This window comes from Paracidovorax oryzae ATCC 19882, assembly GCF_000687165.1.
Classification (GTDB): domain Bacteria; phylum Pseudomonadota; class Gammaproteobacteria; order Burkholderiales; family Burkholderiaceae_C; genus Paracidovorax; species Paracidovorax oryzae.
Genome location: NZ_JMKU01000010.1, coordinates 115,887 through 134,099, shown reverse-complemented (window position 1 = coordinate 134,099; position 18,213 = coordinate 115,887). Strand labels below are relative to the sequence as shown.

At 70.0% G+C, this 18,213-nt stretch carries 17 protein-coding genes; 9 read left to right on the top strand and 8 right to left on the bottom strand.

The features are described 5' to 3' along the window. Window positions 1-82 precede the first annotated feature (82 nt). On the top strand, window positions 83-1,057 hold the full coding sequence (locus tag T336_RS0110270) for a YihY/virulence factor BrkB family protein (protein ID WP_035225652.1): 975 nt from the start codon (window positions 83-85) through the stop codon (window positions 1,055-1,057). 20 nt (window positions 1,058-1,077) lie between these two features. On the opposite strand, the gene T336_RS24995 is transcribed toward T336_RS0110270, so the two are convergent. Beyond that, the gene (locus T336_RS24995; RefSeq protein ID WP_051647115.1) at window positions 1,078-2,010 is read right to left on the bottom strand and encodes a DUF72 domain-containing protein; all 933 of its coding nucleotides are present in this window, start codon (window positions 2,008-2,010) and stop codon (window positions 1,078-1,080) included. 172 nt (window positions 2,011-2,182) lie between these two features. Here T336_RS24995 and T336_RS0110260 point away from each other — a divergent pair, with 172 nt between their 5' ends. Next, window positions 2,183-2,989, top strand: coding sequence for an outer membrane lipoprotein (locus T336_RS0110260; RefSeq protein WP_019700135.1), 807 nt, complete (start codon window positions 2,183-2,185; stop codon window positions 2,987-2,989). 86 nt (window positions 2,990-3,075) lie between these two features. Here T336_RS0110260 and T336_RS0110255 read toward each other — a convergent pair whose 3' ends face one another. Further along, window positions 3,076-3,849, bottom strand: coding sequence for a ferredoxin--NADP reductase (locus tag T336_RS0110255; RefSeq protein WP_026432464.1), 774 nt, complete (start codon window positions 3,847-3,849; stop codon window positions 3,076-3,078). A 153-nt stretch (window positions 3,850-4,002) separates the two neighbouring features. Beyond that, window positions 4,003-5,007, bottom strand: a complete 1,005-nt coding sequence (locus T336_RS24990) for a LysR family transcriptional regulator (protein ID WP_035225649.1) — start codon at window positions 5,005-5,007, stop codon at window positions 4,003-4,005. Window positions 5,008-5,123: 116 nt separating this feature from the next. Between T336_RS24990 and T336_RS0110245 the strand changes: the two genes are divergently transcribed. Then, window positions 5,124-5,921: an SDR family NAD(P)-dependent oxidoreductase gene (locus T336_RS0110245; RefSeq protein WP_026432463.1), complete on the top strand. Its 798-nt coding sequence runs from the start codon at window positions 5,124-5,126 to the stop codon at window positions 5,919-5,921. A gap of 181 nt (window positions 5,922-6,102) precedes the next feature. Here T336_RS0110245 and T336_RS0110240 read toward each other — a convergent pair whose 3' ends face one another. Then, window positions 6,103-7,089 carry a tripartite tricarboxylate transporter substrate binding protein BugE gene (locus T336_RS0110240; protein WP_026432462.1) on the bottom strand — a complete coding sequence of 329 codons (987 nt, stop codon included), beginning with the start codon at window positions 7,087-7,089 and terminating at the stop codon, window positions 6,103-6,105. A gap of 302 nt (window positions 7,090-7,391) precedes the next feature. Between T336_RS0110240 and T336_RS0110235 the strand changes: the two genes are divergently transcribed. Both T336_RS0110235 and T336_RS0110230 read left to right on the top strand, forming a co-directional pair. Continuing rightward, complete coding sequence (locus T336_RS0110235) at window positions 7,392-9,212, top strand: sensor histidine kinase (protein WP_026432461.1); 1,821 nt, start codon at window positions 7,392-7,394, stop codon at window positions 9,210-9,212. A gap of 30 nt (window positions 9,213-9,242) precedes the next feature. After that, entirely contained in the window at window positions 9,243-10,622 is a 1,380-nt protein-coding gene (locus T336_RS0110230; RefSeq protein WP_026432460.1) for a sigma-54-dependent transcriptional regulator, read from the top strand. Window positions 10,623-10,651: 29 nt separating this feature from the next. On the opposite strand, the gene T336_RS0110225 is transcribed toward T336_RS0110230, so the two are convergent. Beyond that, the gene (locus T336_RS0110225; protein ID WP_026432459.1) at window positions 10,652-12,205 is read right to left on the bottom strand and encodes a YifB family Mg chelatase-like AAA ATPase; all 1,554 of its coding nucleotides are present in this window, start codon (window positions 12,203-12,205) and stop codon (window positions 10,652-10,654) included. 243 nt (window positions 12,206-12,448) lie between these two features. Here T336_RS0110225 and T336_RS0110220 point away from each other — a divergent pair, with 243 nt between their 5' ends. The 4 genes from T336_RS0110220 to T336_RS0110205 all read left to right on the top strand — a co-directional run bounded on the left by T336_RS0110220 (window position 12,449) and on the right by T336_RS0110205 (window position 16,467). Then, on the top strand, window positions 12,449-13,174 hold the full coding sequence (locus tag T336_RS0110220) for a TorF family putative porin (protein WP_026432458.1): 726 nt from the start codon (window positions 12,449-12,451) through the stop codon (window positions 13,172-13,174). A 52-nt stretch (window positions 13,175-13,226) separates the two neighbouring features. Beyond that, window positions 13,227-13,565, top strand: a complete 339-nt coding sequence (gene glnK / locus T336_RS0110215; protein WP_011793419.1) for a P-II family nitrogen regulator — start codon at window positions 13,227-13,229, stop codon at window positions 13,563-13,565. Window positions 13,566-13,617: 52 nt separating this feature from the next. Further along, the gene (locus tag T336_RS0110210; protein WP_013592797.1) at window positions 13,618-15,054 is read left to right on the top strand and encodes an ammonium transporter; all 1,437 of its coding nucleotides are present in this window, start codon (window positions 13,618-13,620) and stop codon (window positions 15,052-15,054) included. A gap of 429 nt (window positions 15,055-15,483) precedes the next feature. Then, window positions 15,484-16,467, top strand: coding sequence for an SMP-30/gluconolactonase/LRE family protein (locus T336_RS0110205; protein WP_026432457.1), 984 nt, complete (start codon window positions 15,484-15,486; stop codon window positions 16,465-16,467). 22 nt (window positions 16,468-16,489) lie between these two features. Here T336_RS0110205 and T336_RS0110200 read toward each other — a convergent pair whose 3' ends face one another. From T336_RS0110200 to T336_RS24985, 3 genes are read right to left on the bottom strand one after another with little or no spacing between them, the layout of a single operon-like run. After that, entirely contained in the window at window positions 16,490-16,867 is a 378-nt protein-coding gene (locus tag T336_RS0110200) for a hypothetical protein (RefSeq protein ID WP_026432456.1), read from the bottom strand. Beyond that, a complete protein-coding gene (locus T336_RS0110195) occupies window positions 16,864-17,466 on the bottom strand; it encodes a DUF4123 domain-containing protein (protein WP_026432455.1) in 603 nt (200 codons plus the stop codon). Before T336_RS0110195 ends, T336_RS0110200 begins: the two co-directional genes overlap by 4 nt. Window positions 17,467-17,483: 17 nt before the next feature. Beyond that, on the bottom strand, window positions 17,484-18,212 hold the full coding sequence (locus T336_RS24985; protein WP_035225646.1) for a hypothetical protein: 729 nt from the start codon (window positions 18,210-18,212) through the stop codon (window positions 17,484-17,486). Window position 18,213: the final 1 nt, after the last annotated feature.

The following is an 18,213-nucleotide window of genomic DNA, read 5'->3' as shown; positions in this document are numbered from 1 at the left end:
GGGTATCCCGCGCCCCCATACAGGTATGCAATGGCGAAGTGCTCCGACACCCGGCGGCTCGACGATGCGTTGCAATGGCCGCATGCCGTCCCCATTCCTCACCCGCTGCCTGGAGGGCGCCAAGCGCCTCATCCAGCCCGTCATGCCGCTCGTGCGGGCCGTCAATCTCTGGCTCGACGCCGACGGCCTGCGGATGAGCGCCGCCATGTCGTTCTACGGCATGCTGAGCCTGGCGCCCTTGCTGCTGCTCCTGGTGGGGGTGCTGGGCTGGTGGATCGACAAGTCCTACCTCGAAACCAACCTCATCGCCCAGGTGCAGTCCGTGATGGGCGAGCGCGGCGCGGAGGTCGTGAAGCTCGCGCTCTCCAGCGCCCGGGAGCCGTCGGAAGGCCGGTTGGCCTCCATCGCGGGCTTCGTGCTGCTGCTGTCGGGCGCGACCGGGGTGTTCGTGGAGCTGCAGTCCGCGCTGGAGCGGCTCTGGACGTCCGGCCATCCCCCCGCGCCCGACAACAACAAGGCCTGGTGGCGCATGGCCTCGCTGCGGCTGCGCGGCCTGGCGTACGTGCTGGCCATCGGCTTCCTGCTGCTGATCTCGCTGGTCGTCTCCACGGTAATACACGTGGTGGCCAACTGGGCGAGCGCGCGCCTGCCCTTCGCCTCCGGCCCCCTCCTGCAACTGGTCAACGAACTCGTCGCCTTCGGCATCGCGGTGCTGCTGTTCGTGGGGCTGATGCGCATCGGGTCCGGGCCCAAGCCGCCGATGGCCTGCCTGGTGTTCGGCGCCGTGGTGGGGGCGATCCTGTTCACCGTGGGCAAGCAGTTGCTGGCGCTCTACCTGGCCACGGCCGCCGTGGTGTCGGCCTACGGGGCCGCGGGCTCGCTCGTCGTGCTGCTCATGTGGATCTATTTCTCGTCGGCGGTGCTGCTCTTCTCCGCCAGTTGCGCCCGTGCCCTGCAGGAAGCCCGGGCCGAGCACGTGGGGCAGCGTGTGGACGCCGCCCATGCCCAGGAAGTGCCCGCCTCACCGAAGCCGCCGGCGCCCGCCGCGGCGCGCTAGCAGGGGCCGGGCGCCGGCGCTCAGCGCCCCGCCGGCCGCAGCGTGTCCGGGGAAAGGCGCAGGACCCGCGCCAGTTCCAGCGCATTGCGTGGCGCATGGAGCTTCGCCGTGTTGTCGAAGAAGCAGAACACGTCCCGGCCGCCTGGAGGCGCCGCGGGCGTGCCCGCGGCAGGGCCGGCCAGGGCGACATCGCGCGGCGCCGCGCCCCGGTGCCACGCCCGGATGCGGCGGGCCCATGCGGCGATCCGGTCATCGCTGTAGCCGCTGGCGTACAGTGCCTCGGCGCCGTGCAGGCGCAGGTACATGAAATCGGCGGTGATGTCGCCCAGTTCCGGCCAGCGGCCGCCGGTGTCGGCCACCACCAGCGCCACGCCATGGCGGCGCAGCAGGGCGATGCATTCGGGCGTGGCGAAGCTGGAATGGCGCACTTCCAGCGCATGGCGCATGCGCCAACGGGGCCCTTCCGCCTCCAGCCACTCCCGGCCCCGCATGCGCGGTTCGCGCTCGCGGGCCAGTTCCAGGCCCTGCCGGGTGTCGCGGGGCAGCAGGGCCAGGAAATCCTCCAGCAGGCCGGCATCGAAGGGCAGGCTGGGCGGCAACTGCCACAGGATGGGGCCGAGCCGGGGGCCGAGCGAGAGCAGGCCCGATGCCAGGAAGTTCGCGATGGCCGCGCGCGGCGAGCGCAGCCGCAGGATGTGGGTGATGAACCGCGGCGCCTTCACGGTGAAGACGAAGCCTTCCGGCGTATCCCGCGACCACGCTGCGTAGCTGGACGGGCGCTGCAGGGCATAGAAGGAGCCGTTCAGCTCGATCGCGGGGAACTGGCGGGAGGCGAATGCCAGTTCCCGGGCCTGGGCCTGGTCGTCCGGGTAGAAGGTGCCGCGCCATGGGGCGTAGCGCCAACCGGAAACGCCGATGCGGATCTGTGCGGCCAGTGCCGCCCGGGGTGCCATGGCGCCACTGTGCGCAGTGCCGGGCGCGGGGTTTGCGGGCAGGCTTCGCCAAGCCGTGTCGGACGCCGCCCGGTGGCTCTACAGCTGCTTACGGTGTTTACAGAGCCCGGCGGTATGTGAAGCAGCGGCGCGGGTAATCTGCCAGCACAACACCCATAGAAAGGGAAATCGTATGAGTCTCGTTGTCCGTTCCAATTCTTCCGCTGCGGGCCCGGTGGCCGGCGGCTCGGCGAAGTGGCTCTGGGCTGCGATCGGCGCGCTGGGAGTCAGCGTGCTGGCCCTGGGCGCCACGCTGGTGGTCCAGAACCGCGACCGCGCTCCGGATGTCGCCTCCGCAGTGCAGCCTGCCGCAGCCCTCGCTCCGGACGCCCAGTCCGCGGCGGCCGCCAATCCATCCATCAACCCCGCCGCAGCCCAAGGGGCTCAAGGACGCCCCGCCGCCGTGGCCCAGGCTCCGGCCCAGCAGTTCGCGCAGCGTGCGCCTTCCCCGGGCTATGCACCGCAGCCCGCCTACAGCGGCACCCCGCAGGGCCAGCAGCCAGTGGCCATGCAGCGTGCCGCGGCGCCGTCCTGCATGACCTGCGGCCGTGTCGAATCCGTCCAGGCCTTCCAGCAGGCCGCACCCGCCACCGGCATCGGTGCCGTGGCCGGCGGCGTGATCGGTGGCGTGCTGGGCAACCAGGTGGGCAAGGGCTCGGGCCGCACGGCGGCCACGGTGCTCGGCGCCGTCGGCGGCGGCTACCTGGGCCACACGGTGGAGCAGCGCACCCGTACCACCACGGCCTACCAGATCCGCGTCCGCATGGACGACGGCTCGGTGCGCACCTTCACGCGCTCGCAGCCGGTGGCCGAGGGCACGGCAGTGCGGGTGGAAGGCCGCAGCTTCCGCGTGGACAACGGCCAGTACGGCAGCGGCTATGGTGGCGGCTATTCCGCCCAGGCACCGCAATCGATGCGGGTGGCCGACAACGGCTACTGACACACGGGGCCGGCGTTCCGGCCACTTTCCATCGGCCTTGCAGGCGGGCGGCTTTCAGGCCGCCCGTTTGTCTTTCTGCGCCAGCCTCACTTCTCGACGAAGGCGCGCTCGATCACGAAGTCGCCGGGCTTGGTGGTGTTGCCCTCCTCGAAATCGCACTTTTCCAGGATGGCCTTGAGCGAGGCCAGCATTTCCGGGCTACCGCAGAGCATGACGCGGTCCACCAGCGGATCCAGCGGGGGCACGCCCAGGTCGGTGAAGAGCTTGCCGTTCTCGATCAGGTCGTTGATGCGGCCTTGGTTGCGGAACGGCTCGCGCGTGACGGTGGGGTAGTACTTGAGCTGCTTGGCCACCATCTCGCCCAGGAACTCGTGCTTGGGCAGCTCCTGCGTGATGAAGTCGTGGTAGGCCAGCTCGTTCACCTGGCGCACGCCGTGCACCAGCACCACTTCCTCGAACTTCTCGTAGGTGTCCGGGTCGCGGATCACCGACAGGAAGGGCGCGAGGCCGGTGCCGGTGGAGATGAGGTACAGGCGCTTGGCCGGCAGCAGGTAGTCGATCAGCAGTGTGCCCGTGGGCTTGCGGCCGACGACGATGCTGTCGCCCACCTGGATGTTCTGCAGGCGCGAGGTGAGCGGGCCGTCCGGCACCTTGATGGAGAGGAACTCCAGGTGCTCCTCGTAGTTGGCGCTCGCGATGCTGTAGGCCCGCAGCAGCGGCTTGCCGTCCACCTTGAGGCCGATCATGGTGAAGTGGCCGTTGGAGAACCGCAGCGACGTGTCGCGGGTGGTCGTGAAGGAGAACAGGCGGTCGGTCCAGTGGTGGACGGAGAGGACTCGCTCTTCGTTGAATGCGCTCATGGATGGATGGCGGAAAGTGAAAACGACAAGGGGGCGCGTGGCCTTCGAAGGCAGGGCCGGTGGCTCGTGCGGGCTGCCGCTGGGCCCCCTGGCTGCCCCCTGCCAAGCGGGCAAACCCCTGCATTGTCGGACAAACGCGGCCGGCGGGTGGGTTCAGGCCCCAGGACATGTGCGCGAATCCCGTCTATCGTCACTCGGAAAACCTGCCAGCCGCGCCGCCTGGGGGGCTGCGGCCGCATCCTGGCCGAGATGTTCCGCCACCACTTCCGCCAGCCAGTCCATCACCGCCCGCACCCGCCGTGGCAGGTTCCGGCGGTTGGCGTACATCAGCGTGAGCGGCATCGGCGGGGCGGCGTGCTGCGGCAGCACCTCCACCAGGTCGCCCTGCGCCAGCAGGTCCACCACGCCCAGGCGCGGCACCTGGATGATTCCCAGGCCCGCCAGGCAGCCGGCGATATAGGCCTCGGCGTTGTTCACGGTGAGGGCGCCCTGCATGGGAATGGCCACCAGGGTGCCGTCCACGTCGGCCTCGAAGCCGCCGGAGCGGGCGCCGAGGGTGTTCACGAAGTGCACCAGCCGGTGGTTGCCCAGGTCGTCCAGCGTCCGGGGCGTGCCGTGCGCACGCAGGTAGGCGGGGCTGGCGCAGTTGACCAGCCGTGCAGGGCCCAGCGGGCGCGCGACGAGGCTCGCATCCACCACCGCGCCGGTGCGCAGCACGCAGTCGAAGCCTTCGCGCACCACGTCCACGCGGCGTTCGGTGCTGCTCAGCTCCACCTCCAGGCCGGGATGGCGGGCCAGCAGTTCGGGCAGGCGCGGCACGACCACGTTGCGCGCCATGCCGGTGGACATGTCGATGCGCACGCGCCCGCGCAGGCCGCCGCCCCCTGCGCCTTCGCCGTCGGCGTGCTGGAACATGGACTGCAGCTCGTCCACGTCGGCCAGCAGGTCTTTGCAGCGCTCGTAGTAGGCCTGGCCGTCCTGCGTGAGTTGCACGCGCCGCGTGGTGCGGTGCAGCAGGCGCGTGCCGAGCTGGGTTTCCAGCTGCTGCACGGCGGTGGAGGCGCTGGCCTTGGGGATGCCCAGCGCCTCGGCCGCCTGGGTGAAGCTGGCGAATTCGGCCACGCGGACGAAGGTGTGCATGCGGTCGAAGGGGTTCATTGTTATTTTTTGATGAACGATGTGATCGATTTTGCGCGATTTATGGCGATGGAGTCGATCAATAGACTCCATCCCATCGCTTTCTTCCTTGCCTCATGCACTGAAAGGACTTTGCCATGACCTCCATCGCATCCACTTCTCCTTCGTCCTCCTCCGCCCACCCCACCATCGCCCTCATCACCGGCGGCAGCCGGGGCCTGGGCCGCAATGCCGCGCTGCACGTGGCGCGCTCCGGTACCGACGTGATCCTCACCTACCGCAGCCAGGCGGCCGAGGCCCAGGCCGTGGTGGCCGAGATCGAGGCGCTGGGCCGCCGCGCGGTGGCGCTGCCGCTGGATGTGGCGGACAGTTCCACGTTCGAGGCGTTCGCCGGCCAGGTGCGCGATGTGCTGGCCCGGCACTGGCAGCGCGAGCGCTTCGATTTCCTGGTGAACAACGCGGGCTCCGGCGCGCATGCCGGCTTCATGGAGACGACCGAGGCGCAGTTCGACCAGATGGTCGCCATCCACCTCAAGGGCACGTTCTTCCTCACGCAGAAGCTGCTGCCGCTGATGAACGACGGCGGGCGCATCCTGAACGTGTCCTCGGGCCTCGCGCGGTTCGCGCTGCCGGGCTATGCCGCCTATGCGGCGATGAAGGGCGGGGTAGAGGTGCTGACCCGCTACCTGGCCAGGGAGCTGGGCGCGCGCGGCATCGCCGTGAACGTGGTGGCGCCCGGCGCGATCGAGACGGATTTCGGGGGCGGTGCGGTGCGCGACAACGCGCAGCTCAATGCCTTCATCGCCGGGCAGACGGCGCTGGGCCGCGTAGGCCTGCCGGACGACATCGGTGGTGTGATCGCGGCGCTGCTGCAGCCGGGCACGGGCTGGGTGAACGCCCAGCGCATCGAGGCGTCGGGCGGCATGTTCGTCTGAAACGAGCCTTTGCCACGGCGCTGGCGCACCGCTCACCGGTCCGGGCCGTCCATTCCGAGCACAGCAACGCATGGACGAATTCGCCGCCCCACTGTGGCGCGCTGCCTGTGGGTCGCTGCGTGCGCCTCGGCCAGGACCGGCCGGTGAAGCCCGCCGTCCCGCCGACGGGCCGTTGCGGTACTCAGTTCAGCTTCAGCTGCTGCTTGGCCACCACGCCCTTGTAGAGCTCGTACTCGGCCTTGGTCTGGGCCGTGAATTCCTCCGGCGTGTTGCCGACCACGAGCGAGCCCGTGTCCTCGATGCGCTGGCGCACGGCCGGGTCTTCCAGGGTCTTCTTGACGGCCTGGGAGATCTTGTCCACCACTTCGCGCGGCAAGTTTTTCGGGCCATGGATGCCGTAGAACGCCATCCGGTTCACGGGCTCGAAGCCGACTTCCTTGAAGGTGGGCACGTCGGGCATCGAAGGCAGGCGCTGGGGCGCCGCCACCGCGATCGCGATGAGGCGCTTCTCCTTGATGAACGGCAGGGCGGAGGGCAGGTTGTCGAAGATCATCGGCACCTGGCCGGCCACCGCGTCGTTGAGGGCGGGGCCCGCGCCCTTGTAGCCGATGTGCTCCAGGCCCAGGCCGGACAGCGACTTGAACAGCTCCATCTGCAGGTGGCCGATGCCGCCCGTGCCCGAGGTGGCGAAGGAGTACTTGCCCGGATGGGCCTTCACCTCGGCCATGAACGCCTTGAAATCCTTGGCCGGAAAGCTCGGGTGCACGGCCAGCACGTTGGGCGTGGCGGCCATGTTGACGATCGACGTGAAGTCGGTCAGCGGGTTGTATTTCACCGCGGGGTTGATGGCGGGCGCGGAGGCGACCGACGACACCGTCGCCACGCCGAGCGTGTAGCCGTCCGGCGCAGCGCGGGCGATTTCCGTCGCGCCGACGACGCCGCCCGCACCGGCCTTGTTGTCCACCACCACCGGCTGGCCCAGCGTCGTGCCCAGCGATTGCGATACCACGCGCGCCACGATGTCGGTCGTGCCGCCGGGGGCGAACGGAACGATGAGGCGCACGGGCTTGGAGGGATAGTCCTGGGCCATCGCGGGGGCCGTGGCGCAGGCGGCCAGCGCCGTGGCGGCGAGCAGGGCGCGGCGCAGGGGGGATGTGGAATGCTTCATTTCGGATGTCTCCTGGGAGGTTGGATGTTGTGGGTCTGCCGGTTGCGGAATGTCTTTTGCAGCTTGCGTGCCATGCCGTGGCCGGCCGGTGCGGATGGGTCGCCAGGGCACGCCCGTGCTGGGGATGCGCGTTGGTGGCGGCCTCGCCGGAGGCCGCCTGCGCAGGGACTGCGCGGCGGTTTTCCGCACGTGGCTCGCCGGGTTGTGCGGGTTTCCGCACGCGGTGCCTTGTCAACGGGGGTAGCCCTGGGAAGCCGTCTGCTGCCACCCACCACAATGCGTGCCCAACCGCCGTCTTCCGCTTGAAACCCGACCGTTCCCTCCTGATCCCTGGCCTCGCGGTGCTGGCCTGCGTGTGCGTCGGCGCGCTGGTGTACCGCGCCACGCTCGATGCACAGCTTTCGCGGCAGCGGCAAGCGGCGGCGCAGCGGCTCGATTTCGCGGCCCAGAGCCTGGAATCCCTGCTGCATCGCAACGAGGCGCTGCCTGCCCTGCTGGCCCTGGACAGTGGCCTGGGGCGCGCGCTGGACCATTCCAGCCAGGCCCAGGCAGCCGCCAATGCCTTCCTGATGCAGGCGGCCGGCCTGGCCGACGTGGAAGCGGCCTACCTGATGGACGCAGGCGGCCACACGGTGGCGTCCAGCAACTGGCGCCTGCCGAGCAGCTTCGTGGGGCAGAACTACCGGTTCCGCCCGTACTTCGAGGCGGCGATGCAGGGGCAGACCGGGCGCTTCTACGGTGTGGGCGCGACCACCGGCAAGCCCGGCTATTTCATCGCCGCGCCCCTGCCGGCCACCGCGCCCGCCCGGGGCGTCGTGGCCGTGAAGGTTTCGCTCGATGCCTTCGAGGCCTCGCTGGCCGCAGGCGGCGACACCGTCCTGCTGGCCGATCGCGATGGCGTCGTGTTCGTCAGCACCGAGGCGCAGTGGCGCTACCGCACGCTTGCACCGCTCGGGCCCCAGGCGCTGGCCCGGCTGCAGGATGCCCAGCAATATGGCGGCCATGCCCTGGGGCCCATCGACCATGGCCTGCGTGCCTGGCCGGCCGGCAGTGCACCGGTGCACCTGCGGCGCGGAGGACTGGAGCGCGACTTCAGCGTGGCGGCACGCGGCGTCGGGCCGCGGGGCTGGCAGATGCTGCTGCTGGCGGACCAGTATCCGGTGCGGCAGGAAGCCCTGGTGGCGGGGCTGGCCGGCGGGTTGTGCGCGGCGCTGCTGCTGGGCATGCTCTTCTACCAGCGGCTGGACCAGCAAGGCCAGGCGGAGCGCCGCGCCAGCGCCGCCCGGCTGCAGGCCGCACACGACATGCTCGCATCGCAGATCGCGCAGCGTACTGCCGACCTGACCGCCGCCAACACGGCGCTGCAGGAACGGGTGAGCGATCTGCAGCAGGCGGAGCAGATCCTGCGCGGCACGCGCGATGCGGCCGTGCAGGCGGGCAAGCTGGCGGTGCTCGGCCAGATGGCGGCCGGCATGGGCCATGAACTCAACCAGCCCCTGGCCGCGCTCCAGACGCTCTCGGACAACGCCCTCGCGCTCGACCGCCAGGGCCGCCGCGAAGACGTGGCCGAGAACCTGCAGCTCATCGGCCAGCTCGCCGCCCGCATGGGCCGGATCGTTCGCCAGCTCAAGAGTTTCGTGCGCAAGGAAGCGCCCGTGCTGCAGCCCTGCCGCGTGCGCGATGCGCTGGACCATGCGCTGCTGCTGCTGGCGCAGCGCTGCACGGCGGTGCAGGCGCGCATCGACGTGCAGCCGTTCGATCCCGGGCTGTGCGTGATGGCGGACCCCACGCGGCTGGAGCAGGTGCTGGTGAACCTGCTGCGCAACGGCCTCGACGCGGTGCAGGACCGTCCGGTGCGCGAAGTGCGCTTCGCACCGGCCGCCGGAGACGGATGGGTGCGCCTGCGCGTGTCCGATACGGGGGGCGGCATCGCGCCCGAGGCCCGCGGCAGGCTCTTCGAGCCATTCTTCACGACCAAGGCGGGCGAGGGCCTCGGGCTGGGGCTCGCGGTTTCGCGCATCATCGTGGAAGGCATGGGCGGCGCCCTCACCGTGGAAGACGTTCCCGAGGGCGGCGGCGCCGGGTTCACCGTCACCCTTGCGCTCGCCCGGCCCGACGCCTGAATCCCTTCCGTTCCAAGGACTTTTTAGCCGATGACCGACGCGCCCCTTCCGGCCGCACCAGCCGGGGCCATCCGCCCCGTCTATCTGATCGAGGACGACGCCATGGTGCGCCGCGCCTACGGCCAGGCCCTCGAACTGGCCCATATCCCGGTGCGCGTGTTTCCCCAGGGGCAGGCCGCGCTCGACGCCTTCGGGCAGGACCCGCCTGCCGTCGTGGTGACCGACATCCGCATGCCGGGCCTGGACGGCATGGAACTGCTGCGCCTGCTGCGCCACCGGGATGCCGACCTGCCCGTGGTGCTGGTCACCGGCCACGGCGACGTGGCGATGGCGGTGGAAGCCATGCGCGACGGCGCCTATGACTTCATCGAAAAGCCGTTCTCGTCCGAGCGCCTGCTGCTCACCGTGCGCCGGGCGCTGGAGCGGCGCGCCCTGTCCGGCGAACTGCAGCGGCTGCGCGCGCGTGGCGGGGCCGACGCGCTCGCCGGGCTGGTGGGCCAGTCCGCCGGCATGGCGGAGGTGCGCCGGCTGGTGTCGGCGCTCGCCCCGCTGGACGTGGACGTGCTGCTCCACGGCGAGACCGGGGCGGGCAAGGAAGTGGTGGCCCGCGCCCTGCACGCGGCCAGCGGCCGCACCGGCCCGTTCGTTGCCATCAACTGCGGAGCGCTGCCCGAAGCCATCATCGAGAGCGAACTCTTCGGCCACGAGCCGGGCGCGTTCACGGGCGCCACGCGAAGGCGCATCGGCAAGATCGAATATGCCAACGGGGGCACGCTGCTGCTCGACGAGATCGAGTCCATGCCGCCCTCGCTGCAACTGCGCCTGCTGCGCGTGCTGCAGGAGCGCGAGATCGAACGCCTGGGCAGCAACCAGCCGGTGCCTGTCACCGCGCGCTTCGTGGCCGCCGCCAAGGCGGACCTGAAGCAGCTCGCCGAGCGCGGGCAGTTCCGCGCCGACCTGTATTACCGCCTGCACGTGGTCGCCATCGACATTCCGCCGCTGCGCGACCGGCCGCAGGACATCCCGCTGCTCATGGCCCACTTCCTCGCGCAGGCGGCACTGAGGCACGGCCGCCCGGTGCCCGCCTGGAGCGACCGCGACCTCGCGGGCTGGCTGGCCCACGACTGGCCCGGCAACGTGCGCGAGCTGCGCAACGCCGCCGAGCGCCTGTGCCTGGGCCTGCCCGTGCAGCCGCTCGACGCGGGGGGCGAATCCGCGCCATCGCTCGCGGCCCGGGTGGAGGCCTTCGAGCGCAAGCTGCTGCGCGACACCCTGGCCTTGACGCAGGGCAATGTGGCCCGTGCCGCCGAACTGCTCCAGATGCCCCGCAAGACGGTGTACGACAAGCTGCAGCGCCACGGGCTGGCGCCCGGCAGCGCGGGCATCGCGCCGCGCGACGGCGAACGGTAGGCCGCAGCCGCGAGGGCCGGGGCTGCCGGTCACGCGGCCTGGCGCAGCACGCGCCGGTACTGCACCGCTTCGGCCACGTGCGCGGGCCCGACGGAAGCCTCGCCCGCCAGGTCGGCGATGGTGCGGGCCACCTTGAGCGTGCGGTGGGTGCTGCGCGCCGACCATCCCAGCCGGGCGGCGGCGGACTGCAGGAACCGGGCGGCATCGTCCTGCAGGCCGGCCTGCACATCGATCTCGCGCCCCTGCAGGGCCTGGTTGGGCTTGCCCTGGCGGGCCAGGGCGCGCTCGCGCGCGGCGGCGACGCGCTCGCGCACGCTGGCCGACGGTTCGCCGGGCGCGGCGGCCAGCAACTGGTCCGCGGGGAGGGCGGGCACCTCCACATGCAGGTCGATGCGGTCCAGCAGCGGGCCGCTCAGCTTGGCCTGGTAGCGGTCGACCTGGTCGGGCGTGCAGCGGCAGGCGCGCTGGCCGGAGCCCAGGTAGCCGCAGGGGCAGGGGTTCATTGCAGCGACGAGCTGGAAGCGCGCCGGGAAATCCGCGCGGCGTGCGGCCCGGGCGATCGTGATGCGGCCCGTCTCCAGCGGCTCGCGCAGCGCTTCCAGGGCGCTGCGGGCGTATTCGGGGAATTCGTCCAGGAAGAGCACGCCGTGGTGGGCGATCGAGATTTCTCCGGGGCGCGGGGGCGAACCGCCTCCCACCAGGGCCACCGCACTGCAGGAGTGGTGGGGCGCAGCCGTCGGCCGGGCTCCCCATGCGGTCGGCGTGAAGCGCCCGGCCAGGCTGGCCACCGCGGCGCTTTCCAGCGCCTCGTCCACCGACATCGCCGGCAGCAGGCCCGCGAACCGGTGCGCCAGCATCGACTTGCCCGAGCCCGGCGGGCCCACCATGAGCAGGCCATGGCCGCCTGCGGCGGCGATCTCCAGCGCACGCCGGGCGGCGGCCTGGCCCTTCACGTCGGCGAGGTCGTCGGCGGGCGCTGCGGCCATCGGCGGCATGCCCTCCACCCGGCACCAGCCGTCTTCGGTGGCGCTTTCGGGCCCGGTCCCTGCATTGGCTGCGGCCTGGGGCGGAAGGAACCGCGCCACCACGTCCAGCAGGTGCCGGGCCCGGTACACCTCGGTGCCGGGCACCAGGGCCGCCTCTTCGGCGCTGCCGGGCGGCAGCACCATGCGGGCGCGGCCGCCGGCGGACCGCAGGGCGAGACTGGTGGCGAGCGCGCCCCGCACCGGGCGGAGTTCGCCGGACAGCGACAGTTCGCCCGCGAACTCATGGCCGGCCAGCAGCGTGCCGTCGATCTGGCCGCTGGCGGCCAGGATGCCCAGGGCGATCGGCAGGTCGAAGCGGCCGGAGTCCTTGGGCAGGTCGGCGGGAGCCAGGTTGACGGTGATCTTCTTGTTGTGGGGGAATTCCAGCCCCGCGTTCTGCAGCGCCGAGCGCACGCGCTCGCGCGCCTCCTTCACTTCCACGTCCGCGAGGCCCACGAGCGTGAAGCTGGGCAGGCCATTGGCCAGATGCACTTCCACCGTGACGGCCGCGGCCTGCAGGCCCAGCAGCGCGCGGCTCTGCACCAAGGCAAGACTCATGAACTTTCCCCCTCCCCACTTGGGTGCGCTGCCGGGTGCCGGCGCGTCGGGGGCGCATGGTACGCACCATTCGGGTGCGTCGTGATGCAAAACCGTCAGGGTTGTAACCATCCACGACGCAGGGGACGCCGGGGCGCACCCATTCGGAGCGCCTGGAGCGACGCAGCGGCGTGGCATGGCACGGTCCATGCTTTGCGTCTGTCGAACCCCGATCCACCATTGGCTTATTCCGAAGGAGCCCCCATGACCCGCGTCCTGAAGTCACTGAGCATCGCCCTCCTGGCCGCCGCCCCCGTCTGGGCCAGCGCCCAGCTGACCGGCAATGTGAGCCTGACCACCAACTACAAGTTCCGTGGACAGGACCAGGACACGAGCAAGGTCAAGGCCGTCAAGCCCGCCATCCAGGGCGGCTTCGACTACACGTTCGGCGAGAGCGGCTTCTACCTGGGCAACTGGAACTCCAGCGTGGACTGGCTGCCCGGCAATTCCATCGAAATGGATTTTTATGGCGGCTATAAATTCAAAGCCGGGGGCATGGACCTGGATGTGGGGGCCCTGACCTACGTGTATCCCGGCAACACCAACGGCAACACGACCGAGCTCTATGGTGCCGCCACCTATGGCCCGGTGACGGCCAAGTACTCGCACACGGTCTCCAAGGACTATTTCGGCTGGGCCGGCGCCAAGACCTCCGGCAACCGCGGCCGCAATACCGGCTACCTGAACGTCGCCTTCGCGCAGGAAGTCGCCCCGAACACCACCTTCAAGGCGGCCGTGGGCTACACGCGCTTCGCCAGCGACATCAAGGACCTGGGCGTGCCCAACTATGTGGACTACAGCGTGGGCGGTGCCTACGATTTCGGTTCCGGCCTCTCGCTGTCGGCCGCGGTGGCCGGCGCCAACAAGAAGAACTTCTTCGGGCCGGTGAACAAGAATCGGCTCATCGTCACGCTCACGAAAACCCTTTGACCGACCATACCCACAACGGGGGTCTCGAGGCCCCCACTACGGAGATCCGAACATGAAAATGGTGACAGCCATCATCAAACCCTTCAAGCTCGACGAGGTGCGCGAGGCCCTCTCGGACATCGGCGTGCAGGGCATCACGGTGACCGAGGTCAAGGGCTTCGGGCGCCAGAAGGGCCATACCGAGCTCTACCGTGGCGCCGAGTACGTGGTGGACTTCCTGCCCAAGGTGAAGATCGAGGCCGCCGTCGCGGACGATCTCGTGGAGCGGGTCATCGAGGCGATCGAGGGCGCCGCCCGCACCGGCAAGATCGGTGACGGGAAGATCTTCGTGGGACACCTGGAGCAGGTCGTCCGCATCCGCACCGGCGAGACCGGCAAGGAAGCCCTCTGACGGCGGCCCGAGCGCACAGCCAACGGATCAACGCATTCCGAGAGACACAACCATGAAAAAACTGCTTGCTTCCTTCCTGCTGGGAATGGGCCTGCTGGCTGCCGGCTCCGCCGCGCTGGCACAGGCCCCCGCCGCCTCCGAGCCGGCCGCCGTCACCGCATCGGCTCCCGACGCCGCCCCCGCACCGGCCGCTGCTGCAGCACCCGCTGCCGCGCCGGCTGCCGCCGCGGCCTCCGAAGCCGCTCCCGCGGCCCCCGCCCCGAAGCTCGACTCCGGCGACACCGCCTGGATGCTGACCTCCACCCTGCTGGTGATCCTCATGACCATCCCGGGCCTGGCACTGTTCTACGGCGGCCTCGCCCGCTCCAAGAACATGCTGTCGGTCCTGGTGCAGGTGTTCGTGATCTTCTCGCTGATCTCCGTGCTCTGGGCCATCTACGGCTACAGCCTGGCGTTCGGCGGCGAAGGCACGTTCTTCGGCACGTTCGACAAGATCTTCCTCAAGGGCATCGCGCCGGACACCCTCTCGGCCATGCTGCCGACGATTCCCGAGTACGTGTTCGTGTCGTTCCAGGCCACCTTCGCCGCGATCACCGTCGCGCTGATCGTGGGCTCGTTTGCCGAGCGCATCAAGTTCTCCGCCGTGCTGATCTTCTCGGTGCTGTGGTTCACGTTCAGCTACATCCCGATGGCCCACATGGTGTGGGGCGGCGGCCTGCTGGGCAAGGACGGCGCGCTGGACTTCGCCGGCGGCACCGTGGTGCACATCAACGCCGGTATCGCAGGCCTGGTGGGCGCCTACATGGTGGGCAAGCGCATCGGCTTCGGCAAGGAGGCACTCACGCCCCACAGCCTGACGCTGACCATGGTGGGCGCCTCGCTGCTGTGGGTGGGCTGGTTCGGCTTCAACGCCGGCTCCGCTGGTGCCGCCAACGGCGCCGCGGGCCTGGCCTTCGTGAACACCGTGCTCGCCACGGGCGCTGCGACCCTGAGCTGGCTGGCCGGCGAATCCCTGCACAAGGGCAAGGCCTCCATGCTGGGCGCCGCTTCGGGAGCCGTGGCCGGCCTCGTGGCCGTCACGCCGGCCGCCGGCTTCGTGGGCCCGATGGGCGCCATCGTGCTCGGCCTGATCGCCGGCGTGGTCTGCCTCTGGGGCGTGGGTGGCCTCAAGAAGATGCTGGGCGCCGACGACGCGTTCGACGTGTTCGGCGTGCATGGCGTGGGCGGTATCCTCGGCGCCATCCTGACGGGCGTGTTCGCCTCCCAGGGCCTGGGCGGCACGGGCGGCCTGACGCCCGACACGTTCTCGATGGGCGGACAGGTGTGGATCCAGGTCAAGAGCGTGGTGATCACGCTGGTCTGGTCCGGCGTGGTGGCCTTCATCTCCTACAAGATCGCCGATCTGCTGGTGGGCCTGCGCGTCAGCGAGGAAGCCGAGCGCGAGGGCCTGGACATCACCTCGCATGGTGAAACTGCCTACAACCGCTAGAGCCGGCGACACCCCCCTGGGCGGCTGCGCCGCCTCCCCCCGCTCTCGCCGCGCGAGCGCGGCGGGCAGGGGGACGCCGCCGGTGGCCCGGCAAAGCCGGTTCCACGGCGTCTGCTGGCGTGGCCTGCTCCGCGGCCATCTGACCGACCAGGCCGCGAGGAGAGTGAATCAGGGTTTGTGCGCCGTTCCTTTGGATGCTGAAAAAGGGTACGGTGCCAGGTATCTGGACCGGGGCGGCGACTGGTGGCGTCACCCGGGCCGGACGACAACGAACGATCGAGTTGCTCCTTTTGGACATTCGGCCCGCCCGCAAGGCGGGCTTTTTTTTGGCCGTGCGGCGCCATGGCCGAATAATCGGTGCCGGGGCCCGGGAAGGCGGCTGCGGCGGTCGCGCCGCCGAAGGGCTCCCCTGACGAAAGAGGACACCGCATGCACCTGGACATGGACTGGCGCACGGGCAGCCTGGAGCCCGACGCGCTAGGCGAGTCGCCGTTCTGGCATCCGCTGGAAACCCGCCTCTACTGGGTCGATATCGCCGGCTGCGCGCTGGCCCGCTGGGAGCCCGACACCGGCCGCATCGACCGGTGGGCCATGCCCAGCGAGCCGGGCTGCATCGCCCCCGCGCGCACCGCGGGCGTGGCCAGCGGCCTGGTGATCGCACTGCGCGACGGCATCTACCGGGCGCGCGAATGGGGTGGCGTCCTGGTGCCGGTGGCCACGCTGCCCTACGACACGGCCACGCAGCGTGCCAACGACGGAAAGTGCGACGCCCTCGGCCGTTTCTGGGTGGGGACCCTGCACGAGCCGCCGGCCGGGCAGCCGCGGCAGGCGGTGGGCGCGCTCTACTGCATCGACGGCCGCGGCAGCGCCAGCGCGCCCGTGGTGCGCCGCATGCTGGATGGGGTGATGACCGCCAACGGCCTGGCCTGGTCGCCGGACGGCCGCTGGCTCTACTGGGCCGATACCCCGGCCCACACGGTGAGCGCCTGGGAGTGCGACGCGCACGGCGAACCCCAGGGCAGCCCGCGCGTGTTCCATTCCTTCCCACCCAAGCCCGCGCAGTGGCGCCCCGGTGATCCCGGCTACGCCGGCCGGCCCGACGGGGCCGTGGTGGATGCCGAGGGCCACTACTGGACGGCCATGTACGAAGGCGGCCGGCTGCTGCGGCTGGCCCCGTCCGGCGAGATCGTGGCCGAGGTGCCGGTGCCCGTGGCGTGCCCCACCATGCCCTGCCTGGGCGGGGTGGGTGGGCGCGAACTGTTCGCCACCTCGGCCCGCAAAGGGCGCCCCGAGGAGGAAGTCACCCGGCTGCCGTGGACCGGCTTCCTGCTGCGTGCGGGCCGGCCGGCGCCGGCGCCGGGCCAGCCGGTGGCATGGTACGAGGAAGCGGCGCTGCCGGCGGGAATGGATTGACGGCGCTCCGGGGAACTTGGCCTTACGGAGGCCCCGGCCGGGCCAGGGCCAGTGCGCGCTCGACGCTGGCATGCGCCAGGGCCATGTTGCCTCCGCGGGCCATGCGCACGCAGAAGTCGATCATCTCGCCCAGGTTGCCGTCGATGCCGCAGTGCATGGCGCGCAGCGCGTCGAACCCGGTGAGGATCAGGGCCGCGCCGTCCTCCAGTCCGGCCAGGCGCCCGGCCCGGTGCACCATGTAGAGACAGGCGGTGACCTGTTCGGGCGTGAGGGCTTCCTCGTCCGGAAACTCCTGCGCCTCCAGCCGGAACCAGCGCCGCGCCACCTGCACGATCCAGCGCTGCGCCTCTTCCAGGCTGGCATGCTCCATCTGCTCCGGGGTGAACGCCATCACCGTCATGGGCGGGCTCCTTCCCGCGTGCCGGCCCTGTCGGCCCAATGGTGCTCCGTCACCCGCAAAGGGACCGTGGCCGGCACCAGGCCCCACAGCCCCTTGCGCGCGGGGCCATGGCGGACGGTGCGTGTGCGTGCCGCGTCCCCGCCGCTCACCCAGGTCAGCCCGTCCAGCCGGTCGCCCAGCATCCAGCGCAGCTGCCCCTCGGTGCCGATGCGCATGAAGCGGTCGAACACCCGCGCGTCATAGAAGCGGAAATACGCCGACCGACCGTCCGGCAGCCGCACCAGGCTGCTTTTCTTGAGCTGGAGGCGCGTGGCCTCCACGCCGCCCGTGCCGCGCACGACCATGCTCCAGGCCCCGCCCCAGGCATGGGGCACGAGCCGCTCCAGGTGCGGCGCCAGCGCGGCCATCGGCACCAGGTAAGGTGCCACGCGCGCCAGCGTGAGCGCCTTCACGCCGGAAAACAGGCAGTGGTGTTCGATGTTCGCCTGCCGCATCTGTGGCACCAGGGAATGGTCGCGGGCGGAGTCGATCAGGGCGTAAAGGTTGGCGGCATCGCTGCGCAGGTGGGCGATGAAGCGGGGGAGACTGGGAGGGGCCATGGCTGGGGGTGTTTCGGTCAGCGGGCAGCAGTGCGCTGCCGGGGCTCTGCCGGACGCACGCTGCGGCAGAAGATTTCGCATTCATCGCCGTTTTCCGTGTCGCTGGGGGGAGGTGCCATGTACACGGCGATGTCGCTGGCGAGTTGGAGCAAGACCAGTTCCGTGCCAATGGTGCAGCAGTATTCGATGAGCTGATACCCCACGGATTCACCCCATCTCTGCCAAAAACCCCTGGAATTCGCGGCGGCAGCAAGAGACATATGGCCATAATGGTTTCCGAGTTGCACTTCATCTGAGTAGTAGTAATCGCCTTCAGCGATTTCCCACTTGTTTTCTTTATAGGTGAAGGCCCCGACCGCCTTCCTGTCTTTGTTGAAGTTTGTCTTGGCCACCAGAATCTTACTGGCTGGCCCGTCCATGGGACGCCACTCGCATTCATTTTTCTCCGAGTCCGGGTAGCGGATGTCTCCCTTTCTGCAGAATCCCTCGTAGGTAGGGCGTTTGGCATATTCCACTTGGAATTCACATTCTTCTATGCCATCCGTGTTGACGGTTCTTCTGGGTGATGTGATTTTCAGATGGCGGGGAAGGTTGAAACTGATGCCGCAGGAGGTGACTTGTCTTGGTTCTTTGGTTGTTTTTGGCAGGCTGGGCTCGGCGTGAGCGGTTTGCATTGCGAGGAATCCAATGAGCGAAATGGCTTTCCCACAGGAAATTGCAAGGTTGTCGTTGGAGCTGAAGTGCATT

Coding starts and splice junctions, on each gene's coding strand:
- T336_RS0110270 (WP_035225652.1), top strand. CDS start 83: ATGCCGTCCCCATTCCTCACCCGCTGCCTGGAGGGCGCCAAGCGCCTC.
- T336_RS24995 (WP_051647115.1), bottom strand. CDS start 2,010: ATGGCACCCCGGGCGGCACTGGCCGCACAGATCCGCATCGGCGTTTCC.
- T336_RS0110260 (WP_019700135.1), top strand. CDS start 2,183: ATGAGTCTCGTTGTCCGTTCCAATTCTTCCGCTGCGGGCCCGGTGGCC.
- T336_RS0110255 (WP_026432464.1), bottom strand. CDS start 3,849: ATGAGCGCATTCAACGAAGAGCGAGTCCTCTCCGTCCACCACTGGACC.
- T336_RS24990 (WP_035225649.1), bottom strand. CDS start 5,007: ATGAACCCCTTCGACCGCATGCACACCTTCGTCCGCGTGGCCGAATTC.
- T336_RS0110245 (WP_026432463.1), top strand. CDS start 5,124: ATGACCTCCATCGCATCCACTTCTCCTTCGTCCTCCTCCGCCCACCCC.
- T336_RS0110240 (WP_026432462.1), bottom strand. CDS start 7,089: ATGAAGCATTCCACATCCCCCCTGCGCCGCGCCCTGCTCGCCGCCACG.
- T336_RS0110230 (WP_026432460.1), top strand. CDS start 9,243: ATGACCGACGCGCCCCTTCCGGCCGCACCAGCCGGGGCCATCCGCCCC.
- T336_RS0110225 (WP_026432459.1), bottom strand. CDS start 12,205: ATGAGTCTTGCCTTGGTGCAGAGCCGCGCGCTGCTGGGCCTGCAGGCC.
- T336_RS0110220 (WP_026432458.1), top strand. CDS start 12,449: ATGACCCGCGTCCTGAAGTCACTGAGCATCGCCCTCCTGGCCGCCGCC.
- glnK (WP_011793419.1), top strand. CDS start 13,227: ATGAAAATGGTGACAGCCATCATCAAACCCTTCAAGCTCGACGAGGTG.
- T336_RS0110210 (WP_013592797.1), top strand. CDS start 13,618: ATGAAAAAACTGCTTGCTTCCTTCCTGCTGGGAATGGGCCTGCTGGCT.
- T336_RS0110205 (WP_026432457.1), top strand. CDS start 15,484: ATGCACCTGGACATGGACTGGCGCACGGGCAGCCTGGAGCCCGACGCG.
- T336_RS0110200 (WP_026432456.1), bottom strand. CDS start 16,867: ATGACGGTGATGGCGTTCACCCCGGAGCAGATGGAGCATGCCAGCCTG.
- T336_RS0110195 (WP_026432455.1), bottom strand. CDS start 17,466: ATGGCCCCTCCCAGTCTCCCCCGCTTCATCGCCCACCTGCGCAGCGAT.
- T336_RS24985 (WP_035225646.1), bottom strand. CDS start 18,212: ATGCACTTCAGCTCCAACGACAACCTTGCAATTTCCTGTGGGAAAGCC.